Source organism: Sinomonas sp. P10A9, from assembly GCF_041022165.1.
Classification (GTDB): Bacteria; Actinomycetota; Actinomycetes; order Actinomycetales; family Micrococcaceae; genus Sinomonas; species Sinomonas puerhi.
Genome location: NZ_CP163302.1, coordinates 307,549 through 320,857 on the forward strand (window position 1 = coordinate 307,549; position 13,309 = coordinate 320,857).

At 71.5% G+C, this 13,309-nt stretch carries 2 protein-coding genes (1 of these 2 cut by a window edge); one reads left to right on the plus strand and one right to left on the minus strand.

Annotated elements, in window-relative coordinates; all coding sequences use genetic code 11:
- Positions 1 to 771 (minus strand): hypothetical protein, encoded by a 771-nt coding sequence (locus tag AB5L97_RS01450; RefSeq protein ID WP_369046184.1) that lies wholly within the window; start codon positions 769 to 771, stop codon positions 1 to 3.
- Between AB5L97_RS01450 and AB5L97_RS01455 the strand changes: the two genes are divergently transcribed.
- A protein-coding gene (locus AB5L97_RS01455; RefSeq protein WP_369046185.1) for a hypothetical protein crosses the window boundary here: on the plus strand, positions 722 to 13,309 show its beginning. It continues 23,112 nt past the right edge of the window; 12,588 of the gene's 35,700 nt are visible here — the first part of the coding sequence; it begins with the start codon at positions 722 to 724; its stop codon lies beyond the right edge, outside the window. The genes AB5L97_RS01450 and AB5L97_RS01455 overlap by 50 nt on opposite strands.

A 13,309-nucleotide genomic window follows, 5' to 3' on the forward strand; every position in this document is an offset into this window, starting at 1 on the left:
CTACGGCGCTGCCGCGGGCCTGTGGCCCGGGCACGACGTGAGCGCCGCGACCTTCGCGGTCGCCCCGCTCGGCGGGACGGCCCTCGCCGTCACGAACGGAACCGCCATCACGGTGAGCCCGACGGCGGCCGGCTGGGGCTGGAGCGTCGGAACGGTCGCCACGAACCGGATGGACCTCCAGACGGTGATCGCCCACGAGCTCGGCCACGTGCTCGGCCTGGTCGACCTCGAGGGCGGTTCGGATCTCATGAGCCGGGTGCTCAACCCCGGAGAGCGGCGGACGGTGACGACCGAGGCCTTCCCGGCTCCGGCGGCTGCGCCGGCGCCCGCTCCGGCTACGACGACGACCTCGACGCCGTCGACCACGACGACCGCTACGGCACCGGCATCGACCGCGACGACGTCCACGGCTCCAGCCGCGGCGGCGGCCGCTCCGGCTGCGACGACCTCGACGCCGTTGACCACGACGACCGACCCGACCGCCACGGCTCCGGCCGCGACGACTGATCCGACGGCGACCACCGCGGCACCGACGACTACGGCGGCGCCGTCGACTGCGACGACGGCCCCGGCCGCGACGACGACCACGGCTCCGGCCGCGACCACGGCACCGACGGGCCCGTCGTCGACCTCGTCCACGACGTCGACCCCCACCTCGGCCACCGCGGCGGCGACGACCACTTCGGTCTCGCCGGTATCGCCGTCCCCGTGGGCGCTGCAGATGACCTCGACGTCGTCGACGCTTGCGTTCCACGCGGATGGAACGGTCACGTTCGAGGGCCAGGCCCGGCAGCTGTCGACGATCTCGGGCATCTCGGTCATGGGCACCGCCGGGAACGACACGCTCCTGGTGGACCGCGGCACCGTCAACCCGCACATCACGGTCAGCTTCGACGGCGGTCCGGGCTTCGACACCCTGGCCACGGCGGGCACGGTGACGAGCTCGCGCTCGGTGGCCGTGAACTCCTCGACCGGAACGCTCTACCTTGATGCGACGACGATCAACTACACGGACATCGAGCCGATCATCGCCGGCGGGACAGCGGCGGACGTGGTCTTCACCCTCAGCGGCGGCGACGACCAGGCCACCTTGACCCAGGCCGGATCGACCCTGACGCTCGCGAGCACCAACAGCACATTCGAGCTCACGACGTTCACGGCGCCGACCGGGTCGCTGACCATCGACGGCGGGGCGGGCTGGGACTCGATCGTCCTGAGCGGCCCGATTTCGCTCGGCACGACGGCCCTGACGATCCACGCCGAGAAAATCACGCTCGCCTCTGGGACCGTCCTGACCGCCGGAACCGTCCTCCTCGACGCGGCCGACACCATCACGGGCGGCCCGCACAACCCGCTGAGCGATCCGCGCAGCTGCGCGACCCTCGCGACGCACTGCGGAGACGTCGAGGTCACCCTCCAGGACAGCCAGGTCACCTCCGGCGGGTTCACCGCCCAGGCGGCCGCCAGCGTCAGCCCCGACGCCACCAGCGCTACTGCCTACGCGGTCAACGTCTCCTCGAAGGCCCTCGTCTCGCTCCTCGGCACGACCCAGATCGCCGCGACAGGTGACGTGGTCCTCTCGGCGGCCTCGACCGTCGGCCCCGTGACCCTGGTCAAGAACTACGGCGACGCGGCCATCGTCTCCTCGGACGCCGAGGTCACGATCGGCGGCTCGGCCGTGGTCAAGACGAGCGGCAAGACCACGGTGGGCTCGACGTCGAAGGTCGACGTCGCCGCTACGCCGGGCTCCGCTGGGAAGAGCGAGGGCTCGGCCGACTCGAGCGGCGCCGCGGCCAAGGACGCCGCAGTCGCAATCATCACGGTGAGCACGACGGCGGTCAGCAAGGTCACGAACACAGCGCACCTCGAGGTCACCGGCGACCTCTCCCTCACAGCAACGAACCACGCGGGCCTGACCGGCACCGGCGACGCGAGCGCTGCGACGTCGGGCGCCGGCATCGCGGTCGTGAACCTCAACCAGACGACGCAGGCGATCATCGACTCGACGAGCACGGCGCCTACCAAGGCCGCGAACATCACCCTCACCTCGAACGCGGACGGTGCCAACGCGGCGTCGGCCAAGGCGAGCCCCGGCGGCTCGACCGCGAACGACAAGCCCGTCAACGACTCCTCCAGGGCGAACGGCCAGGCCAACACCGCCGACGGCTCCATCGGCCTCGCGGGAGCTCTCGCCGTGAGCGTGTTCACGGCTCTCACGCAGGCGGTCGTCCAGGCGGCCCAGGTCGTGACCGGGGCACTCAAGCTCTTCACCACCTCGCAGGCCACCTCGAGCGCCACGGGCGATGGGAGCACGACGGCGAGCGGCGCGCTCGGCGTGGGTGTCGGCGTCGGCGTTGACGTCGCGAATGTGACGACAGAGGCATACATATCGGGCGCGACGATCCAGGCGACGTCCGTGACGATCGAGTCGGACGAGACCCGCACGGGCGGCTCGGGGTTCACCTCTAGCGCGACCTCGGGTGCCACGAACAACTCGGGCGGCGTCGGAGCGGCCGGCTCGTTCGCCCTCACGCTCGTCAATGGCAAGACGCTCGCCGAGATCCGCGGCACCGGCAACGCGCTCACCGGCACTCCGGCCGTGGCCCTCAAGGCCACAGGGAAGCACGTCAACTCTGCGACGGCCCAAGCGGCACAGAACGGCGGCGCCACCGGCATCGGAGCCTCGATCGCCCTCGGCATCATCGACTCGATCGTCGCGGCGCGGCTGGTCAAGGATGCCGTGCTCAGCGGAGCCGGTGCCCTCAACCTCACAGCGACCGGAAGCGACGCGACCACTACAGGCGCGACAGGCGGCGCGGCGGGCGGATCGAACGCCTCGCTCATGGGCGTCGTGGCCATCACGATCTCCAACATCCAGACGATCGCCTCGCTCCTGACAGGCCCCGCGATCACCCTCGCCGGCGCGCTGACCGGGTCGGCGACCCAGGCGGCGTCGGCCATCACGACTGCGACCGGCAGCACGACCGCGGGTGCGGGCGCGACTCTGGCCGCAGGCATCAGCTTCGCGCTCACCGCGGCACAGCACAGTGTGGACTCCTCGATCGGCCGGGCCACGACCGCTGGCGGGGACGTCGCGATGAGCGCCGACGGCACCTCGGCGACGTCCACGACGTCGACGGCCTCCGCGGCCGGCGCTCAGGGCGGCACAACGAGCAGCCCGACGAGCACCGACTCCTCCGGAAAGAGCGCGAACCAGAAGGCCGACTCGCAGCTCGCGTTCGCCGGCGGCAAGTCTGCCGGCGGCACCTCCTCCTCGACGACTCCCGCGGCAACCGACTCGAGCGGCAACAGCATCACCGTCGCCGCGGCGATCGCCTTCAACCTCGTGACCTCCTCCTCGACCTCCGAGCTCGCCCCGGCCACGACCCTCTCGACCCCCGGCAAGGTGAGCTTCGCGTCCGCCAACACCACGACCGCCCAGGCCACGGCCGACGGCTCGGCCTCCGGCGGCACAGGGCCGACGATCGGCGCGGCGATCGCGATCAACAAGGCCACGATCGTCAATGAGGCATCCACGGGCGCCGGCGCATCCGTCACGGCCACCGGCCTCACCCTCACTGCTGTGAACCATGCCGATGCCTCGGCGCCGAGCACGCCGCTCGCCCACAGCACGGGCGCCACGGCGAAGTCAGGCGCGAGCGGAGCGGGAAGCAACGTGGGCGTCGCGGGCTCGTTCGCCCTGAACATCGCCAACCTGTCCACCACCGCCGCCATACACGCGGCGACTGCGACGCCGACCGATCCCCTCGGCGGAATCAGCCTCGGAGGTGCGGGCAACGCGGCGGCGACCGCCGGCTCCTCGTCCGCGAACGGCGCGTCTGCGACGGCCTCCCAGTCCACGGGCGGCAGCGGCGGAACCTTCGGCATGGGCGCATCCATCGGCCTGAACCTCGTTACGGACCAGGTTTTCGCGGGCGTCGACCGGCTCTCGCTCGGCACCCGCGGACCCCCACTGGCCGGAGTCAAGGACTTCACCATCCAGGCGACCAACAGCGATACGCTGACGACTGCGATCGAAGGTGGAGCAGGAGGAGCGAACATCTCGCTCGCCCCCGCCATAGCGATCTCACTCGCGAACGTATCGACCACCGCCGGAATCGGCGGAGCGGACCCCAGCCTCGGCACGACTGCCCTCGCCGGCACCGTCTCTGCCACCGCCGACCAGACCACCACGGTCACCACCACCGCCAAGGGCGCCGCGACCGCCGCGTCAGGCGGGACCCTCGCGCTGGGCATCGCGCTCGCCCTCGCCGTCGTCGATTCCTCGTCCTCGGCCCCGCTCGACCGCACGCTCTCCGCAGCGTCCGCGGCGTTCACGGCCCACCACACGGAGGCGACCACCACGACCGGCACGGCAAGCGCGGCCGGCGCCCAGGGCGAGAGCTCCGACACGTCGGGCAAGGACGTCAACGGCAAGGCGGACGCGGCCCTCGGCGACGCGAAGACCAAGCAGACCGCGAACGGCGGCAGGGCCACCTCGACGAGCGCGACCCCGAAGACGACCGTCGACAAGACCTCGGGCGGCTCGGGGAGCATCAGCGTCGCCGCCGCGATAGCCATCAGCGTGGTGGGGGTAAGCACGACGGCGCAGCTCGCCACGGGCATGACGCTCACCACGACGGGCGCCGCCGCGTTCGCCGCCGACACGAACGCTGACTCGGTCACCGAGGCCAAGGGCGATGCGATGTCGCCGTCGTCGGTCGGCATCGCTGCCGCCGTCGCGATCAACAAGGCAACGGTCACCACTCAGGCACTCGTCCCGGCAGGGGCTACAGTCAACGCGGGCTCACTCGCCCTGTCCGCGACCGAGCGCGTTGTGCCGGTCTCCGGCGGCGCCACGGACAGCGTCAACACGCTCTCCGCCAAGGCGACCTCGGGCGCGACCGCCGGCAGCGACATCGGCCTCGCCGGCTCGTTCGCTCTCAATCTGGTCAATGTCGTGACGCAGGCCCAGGTTCTCGGGACCGCCGCCCTCACAGTCAACGGCGCCGTTACCGGCGCCACGGGCGACGTGACCCTCACGGCCGGCCAGGCCACGGAGAACGCCGCCTCGGCCGCGGCGAAGACGGACAGCAGCGGCGGGGCCTCGGGCATCGGCGCGTCGATCGCACTGAACCTCATCAACGACGACACAACGGCAGGCATTGCCGCCGGTGCGGCTATCACCGGGGCGCACCAGCTCAACGGAACGGCGAACGGCAGCGACAAGGCCACGACGTCGTCCGCCGGTGGAGCTGCCGCGACCGGTTCGGGCACCCTCGCTCTGGCGGCTTCGCTGGCCCTCACGATCAGCAGCGTCTCGACGACGGCGTCCGTCGGCTCGGGTGCCGCGACGACCCTCAGCGCCGGAGCCGCCCTCCACGCCACGCAGACCGCAACGGTCACAGCCACAGCGAACGGCGCGGCACAGGGCGGCAAGACCCTCGCACTCGGGCTCTCGCTTGCCTTGACGATCGCGAACCACGCCGTGGACTCGTCCCTGAACCGGGGGCTGAGCGCGGGCGGGGACGTCACGTTCTGGGCTGAGGGCACCTCGCAGGTCTCGGATTCCTCGACGGCCACTGCTGCCGGTGCGCAGGGGCAGGGCTCGACCGGGACGGACTCCTCGGGCAAGGACGTCAATGGAAAGGCCGACACGGCCTCGGGCACCGCTGCCGGGCTGCAGAACGCGAACAGCACCAAGACCACCGCCGCACCCACATCGCCCAAGGCGACCACGGACAAGGGCGGCTCCGGCGGGGGGTCCGGGACGATCTCGGTCGCCGCGGCGATCGCGGTGACGCTCTCGACGCACACGGTGACGTCCCAGATCGGTGCAGGCCTGACCCTGAGCACGACCGGGAAGGCCTCGTTTACCGCGGACGCGAACACGGACGCGAAGGCCGTCGCGGACGGCTCGGCTACATCCTCGTCCGGCATCGGGATCGGCGCGGCGGTCGCGATCAACCTGGCCAACGCCACGGTCCTCGCCGCCGTGCCAGCCAGTGCGACGGTGAACGCGGGCTCCCTCGTCCTCTCGGCGACCGAGCGGTCCGTGCCGGTCTCCGGCGGCGGTACCGACAGCGTCAACACGTTCGACGCCGAGGCGACCTCGGGCGCGACGGCGGGCTCGAGCATCGGCCTCGCGGGATCTTTCGCGCTGAACCTGGCCAACGTCACGGTCAGCGCGCAGCTGTCCGGCACTGCCGTTCTGCCGACCACTGGCGACGCTGGCTTCACGGCCGGATCCGCAACGGAGAACACCGCCAAGGCGACCGCCGCGACCAACATCTCGGGCGGGACGCTGGGCCTCGGGGCGTCCGTGTCCCTGAACCTCATCAACGACACGGTGACCGCGGGCCTCGCGGCGGGCTCGACGTTCACGGGCGGCCGCGCCGTCGTGATCACCGCCGTGAACAGCGACAAGGCGACCACGGCCGCTGAGGGCGGCGCCGCGGCGACCGGGCAGACCACGGCGTCCCTCGCGGCGTCCTTGGCTCTGACCATCAGCGAGGTATCGACGACGGCGAGCATCCTCTCGGGCCCGGCACTGAACCTCGCCGGCGGGATCACCGCGCACGCGGACCAGACCGCCACCGTCACCGGCAGCGCGAAGGGCGCGGCCACCGGCGGCAGCTCGCTTACGGTCGGCCTGGCGCTGGCCCTGACGATCGCCGACCACACCGTGGACTCCTCGCTGAACCGTCCGACGACGGCGGGCGGGGACGTCACGTTCTGGGCCGAGGGCACCTCGCAGGTCTCCGATTCCTCGACGGCCAGCGCTGCGGGCGCCGAGGGCCAGAGCTCGACCGGTACGGATTCCACAGGCAAGGACGTCAACGGCAAGGCGGACACTTCGCTCGGCACGGGCAAGGGCCTCCAGTCCGCCAACAGCGGCGGGAAGACGACCTCGAGCTCGTCCACGCCGAAGGCGACGACGGACAAGGGCGGCTCCGGCGGCGGGTCCGGTTCGGTGTCGGTTGCGGCGGCGGTTGCGGTGACGCTCTCGACGCACACGGTAACGTCGCAGCTCAGCGCAGGCCTGACCCTGACCACGACCGGTAAGGCGTCCTTCACCGCGGACGCGAACACGGACGCGAAGGCCGTGGCGGACGGCTCGGCGACCTCGACCGGCCTCGGGATCGGCGCGGCGGTCGCGATCAACCTGGCCAACGCCACGGTCCTCGCCGCCGTGCCCGCCGGTGCGACGGTGAACGCGGGCTCTCTCGTCCTCTCGGCGACCGAGCGGTCCGTGCCGATCTCAGGCGGCGGCACCGACAGCGTCAACACGTTCGACGCCGAGGCGACCTCGGGCGCGACGGCGGGCGGAAGCCTCGGCCTGGCGGGCTCGTTCGCGCTGAACCTCGTCAACGTGACGGTGGGCGCGCAGCTGACGGGCACCGCGGTCCTTCCGGCAGCCGGGGATTCGTCCTTCACCGCTGGTTCGTCGACGGAGAACACCGCCAAGGCCACGGCGAAGACCACGGGCGGCACGACGGCCGGCCTCGGGGCCTCGGTGGCCCTGAACCTCATCAACGACGCGGTGGCCGCGGGCCTCGCGGCGGGCTCAACGCTCACGGGTGGCCGCGCCGTCGTGATCACCGCGGTGAACAGTGACAAGGCGACAACTACCGCGGAGGGCGGCGCCGCCGCGCCGTCCGGGTCGTCGCTGTCTCTGGCCGGTGCCCTCGCCCTGACCATCAGCGAGGTCTCCACGACGGCGAGCATCCTCTCCGGCCCGGCACTGAACCTCGCCGGCGGGATCACCGCGCACGCGGACCAGACCGCGACCGTCACCGGCAGCGCCAAGGGCGCGGCCACCGGCGGCACCGTGGTCCTGGGACTCTCCCTCGCCCTGGCGATCGCCGACCACACCGTGGACTCCTCCCTCTACCGGAACACCACTGCCGGTGGCAGCGTCTCGTTCGCCGCGGACGGGACGTCCCAGGTGTCCTCCTCCGCGACAGCCAGCGCGGTCGGTGTCGAGGGGCAGTCGTCGACCTCGTCCGGGTCGACGGATTCCTCGGGCAAGGACGTCAACGGCAAGGCCGACACCTCGCTCGGCACGGCCAAGGGCCTCCAGTCCGCCAACAGCGGCGGGAAGACGACGTCGTCGTCCTCGACCCCGAGCACCAAGCAGGACTCTGGCGGTTCCAACGTGACGGTCGCTGCCGCCGTCGCGATCAACCTCGTGACGTCCACGACGACGGCGCTGCTCGCCCCGGGCGTTTCCCTCACCGTGAACAACGGGGGCACCGCGAGCTTTACGACCACGAACAACACCGACGCCTCCGCCACCGCCGACGGCTCGGCCAGCAACAGCTCGAGCGTGGGCATCGGGGCCGCGGTCGCGATCAACCTGGTGAAGGTCCGCAACGAGGCGAGCATCGGCGTCGGCTCCCAGCTCTCGGCCGCTGGCCTCACCCTCAGCGCGACGATGCGGACCCTCGGGTCTGGTCCGACCGCCGACACTCAGCACACGTTCACGGCCAGCGCCACGGCTGGCGCCGCGAACACGAGCGGAACGCTCGGGCTTGCCGGCGCTCTCGCGCTCAACGTCGTCAACCTCACGACCCTCGCCACCGTCCACGCCGACCCGACCACCACGCTCCCCGCAGGGCCGGCCGGCAATGTCGCCCTCGCCGGCGGCGCGGCGGGCATGACCGCCGGATCGAGCTCGAACAGCACCACGAAGGCCTCGGCGAAGCAGTCCGGCTCCGGCACGGTCGGCATCGGAGCGTCCGTGGGCATCAACCTCGTCAACGACACCGTGTACGCGGGCATCGACCAGGTCGCCGACCCGACCCGCGGGCCCCCGCTCACCGGCGCCGGAAGCGTCACGATCACCGCTACGACCACCAGCGTGATCGACAACGAGGTCGATGCGGGCGGCAAGGGCGGCAGCGTGACCGTCACCCCCGCGATCGCCGTGACCATCGCGACGCTGCGCACGAGCGCTTCCCTGGGCGCCAGCGCGAGCACTCTCACCGCCAGCGGCGCCGTCGCTGCCACCGCGACACAGAATGCCACCACCACGACCATCGCCAAGGGCGACACGACCGTCGGCTCCTCCGCCGGGTTCGGCATCTCCCTCGCACTCGCCATCGTTGACGACGGCGTCGACTCGGGCACCGCGCGCAGCGTCACTGCGACCGGCGGCGCGGTCTCCTTCCAGGCCTTCGGGACCTCCGTCACCACGACGAGCGCCGAAGCGGCCGCCGAGGGCGCCGAGGGCCAGACGACCTCCTCCGCGAGCGGCAAGGACTCCTCCGGCACGGACGTCAACGGCAAGGCCGACTCGAAGCTCGGCGCAGCCAAGCAGACGCAGTCCGACAACAGCGGCGGCAAGACCACCGGGACGTCGTCGACTCCGAAGGCCGCGAGCAACGACAACGGCGGAGCCTCGGTCTCCGTAGCGGCCGCAGTGGCCATCAACGTGGTCACGACCTCCTCCAGTGCCTGGTTCGCCAACGGCGTCGCGATCTCCTCCGGCGCAGTGGTGACGCTCAAGGCCACCGCGGACACCGACGCCCGCGCGAGCGCCCGCGGCGACACAACGGCCGACGCGAGCGTCGGCATCGGGGCCGGCGTCTCGGTCAACAAGGTGGACATCACCAACACCGCCCTCACCGGCACGGCGACGATCACGGGCACAGGCCTGGTCCTCTCGGCTGGTATGTCCAGCGGCGGCGCGGGCGACGTCCTGCGGGTCTGGAACGCCGCCGACGGCGCGTGGAAGACCATCGACTCCGGCAAGCAGCTCCCCGGCCCGTCGGACGGCGACCTCGCCGCGGCGAAGGCCTCGACGAGCTCGAACAACGCGGGCATCTACAAGTACGACGGCGCCAACGCCAAGTGGGTCCTCCAGACCGACGCCGGGTCCTCGATCGCCTCCGGGGCCACGTTCCCGGCGAGCCCGGCCGCGAGCCAGCTCTTCGTGCTGGCGGCGCCCAAGGACGGCCACCCGACGGGCAGCGTGTGGCAGTGGAACGGCAGCGCGTGGGTGTTCGTGACCAAGGACGCCTACGACGACTTCGACTCGCTGCCGGCCGACAAGATCGAGAAGGACACGCTCTTCCAGCTCACGGCTCAGGACGGCGCGAACGCCCCCGGCATCTACAAGCGCACAGCCACCCACACGTGGACCGTCACGACGATCACCGTGACCGACGGCGACCACCTCCCCGCGGCCCCGACGGATGGCCAGGTCTTCCGCCTCTGGGAGCACGAGGTCACCGCCACCGCATACGCGGGCGTCGGCAAGGCGACATCGGTCGGCGTCGCGGGCGCCCTCGCGATCAACATCGTCTCCGAGCACACCGCCGCACTGCTGCAGACGGGCGCCTCCGCGACGCTGACCACCGCGGACGATTCGATCACGGCGCTGGCGAACTCCTACGACCTCGCCAAGGCCACCTCCAAGGCCGAGGTCGGCTCCGCGACGGGCGTAGGCGCGTCCGTGGCCCTCACGGTCCTGCCCGACAACACGGTCCGGGCCGGCGCACAGGACGGCGCGACCCTCACCGGCGGAACGTCCCTCACGATCGACGCGATGGGCTTCCGCGAACTGCCCACGACCGCCGAGGGAGGCACCTCGGGCGGCACCGCGGTGACCCCCGTCGTCGCCCTTGTCGTGAGCGTCGGCGACACGGTCGAGGCCCGCCTCGGCACCCCGGCGTCCAGCGGGCCCGGCTACACGGCCTCGGCCGGCGGCAGCGGCGCCGTCGTCGTCCACGCGACCCACGTGAACCGGATCATGACCGAGGGCAACGCCGAGGCCGCCGGCAAGAGCACCGCCGTGGGCATCGACGTGTCCGTCAACGCGGTGGTCAGCTGGAGCACGACGGCGACTATCGCCAGGAATGTCACCGCGGCCTCCGTGGACGTGCTCGCCTCCTCGGAGATGACCAGCGAGGCGAAGTCTGTTGCGAGCGCGAAGGGCTCGAGCGACTCCGAGAGCCAGAGCGGCGACTCGAAGGCCAACGAGCAGGCCAATGGCAGTAACCCGAACACGCAGTCGACCAAGTCTTCGACGGCGGGCATGCCCTCGTCCTCGGGCGGCACGAGCGGTTCCAATGGCGCCACGGGTGCGAACAGCCAGTCCGGCTCGAACTCCGGCAGCTCGGGCGGCGGCACCGGAGTCGCGGCGGCGATCGGCGTCAACTGGGTCATGGCGACGACCACGGGCAGCATCGCCCCGAACGTCACCGTCACCGCGACCATGGGGGCCGTGAGCGTCCAGGGCCTCATGCTGGCCGAGGCCACGGCGCGCGGCACAGGCAGTGCGATCGACCTGCAGAAGGACACCGGCGTCGGCGCCGCGATCGGCCTCAACGTCCAGATCCTCACCACGACGGCGTCGATCGGAGCCGGCGCCCACGTCACCGGTCAGACGGGCGTGACCGTCGTGGCAGGGACGCCTGGCGCGGGGACGTCGGGAGCGAAGCACAACACCTTCGTCATCTGGGGCATCTCCGCCGGCGCCGGCAACAACACCGCGGGCGTCGCGGCGTCGGCCGCCGTCCAGATCCTCCTGCTGACCACGACGGCGTCGGTCGGCGTGGGTGCCGCGCTCTCCGCACCGGCTGGCGGCATCACCGTCTCCGCGGCGGACGCGATCATCTACCAGAACATCGCCCTCTCGGGCGGGTTCTCGAAGGGCAACGGCACCGCGATCGGCGGCGCAATCGCCGTGAACTACTTCGAGATCACGACCAAGGCGTTCGTCGATTCGACGTCCGGGACGACGTCGTCCCTCGACGCCTCCGGCTCCATCTCGGTGACCGCGTCGGCGAGCCTGGCCGGCCAGGAGCCCGAGACGCCGCTCAAGGGCAAGATCACCCTCCCGTCTGTCACGAACGTCGCGGCCGGCGGCGGCGCCAGCAGCGGCGGCGCGGCGGTGTCCGGTTCCTTCATCATCCAGATTTTCTCGATCGACACGCAGGCCTACCTCGGGGCCGGAACGAAGGTCAACCAGACGATTGGCCTCGGCGGTTCCGGTCAGACGCTCACGGTCAAGGCTACGAGCGGCCTGACGCTCATCGACTTCGCCGGCGCACTCTCGCTGTCGAAGAGCTCCGCGGCCGTGGGGCTGACCGTCATCGTGGACGTGTTCAACATCAACGTCCTCGCGAAGGTCGGCGACGGCGCGCTCGTCACCGCGGGCGGGTCGGTCACCGTGGACGCCGAGTCGGTCGAGTCGATGACCCAGGTCTCCGTGGCCGGCGGGGCATCCGCCAGTTCCGCCGCAGTCTCCGGCGCGGTCGTCGTCGTCGTGCTCAACCAGGGCGGCTCGAACCCCAAGGTGGCCGCGGCCATCGGGTCCAGCGCTTCCGTGACCGGTCAGGGCGGCGTCGCCGTCACGGCGTCGAAGACCGGGACCGTGAACCTCGCTGCCGGCAACATCGCGATCGGCGGTGGCTCCGCCGGCGTCGGCGCCTCTGCGGTGGTCGTGGTGCGCGACTCGACCGTCGAGGCATCCATCGGTGCCAGCACCACGGTCCACGCGGGCGCCGCGGGCCTGCTCGTCTCGGCGACCCAGGACGCGGACTACCTCTACCTCGCCGTGGGCGGCGCGGGCGGCAACTCGGCCGGCGTGGCGGGCTCCGTCGTCGTCAACGTCACGAGCGACACGACCAAGGCTCACATCGATGCCACCTCGACCGTCACACTGGGCACGTCGACTGCCGTGTATGCGAAGGACACGACCACGATCCTGAGCCTGGCAGGAGTGCTGACCGTGGGCGGCACAGCCGGCGTCGGCGTGGGCGTCGACGTAGAGGTGCTCACCAAGGACACCGAGGCCTGGATCGGCCATGGAACGACGATCGCCGGCTCGGGCAACCTGAGTGTCGACGCGGTCTCGAGCGAGAAGCTCACGTCCATCTCCGTGGGCGGCGGCTTCGCAGGTACGGCGGCCGTCAATGTCAATGCGGCCGTGCCTGCCGTCACGGTGACCACAAAGGCGTACCTCGAAGACGGGGCATCCTCGGTCGACGGGGTCACCGCCACGATGGGCGGCACGGCGCGTGTGAGTGCGAACGAGTCGCTCAGCCTCAACGTGATCGCGGGCAACATCTCCGCGGCCGGCACCGCCGCGGTCGGTGCGGCCGTCGCCGTGCCTGTGGTGTTCAAGGAGACGCACGCGTGGATCGGCAACTACGCGAAGGTCAGCGGCGCAGGCGCGACAGGGCTCGATGTCGCGAGCGGCTCCTACACCGTCACGCCGCACGATCCGCGATTCTCCCAGGCCGATGTGGTCGGTGCGGTCATCCATGTCGACAGCCACGGGTTCGCGGACGGCGACCAG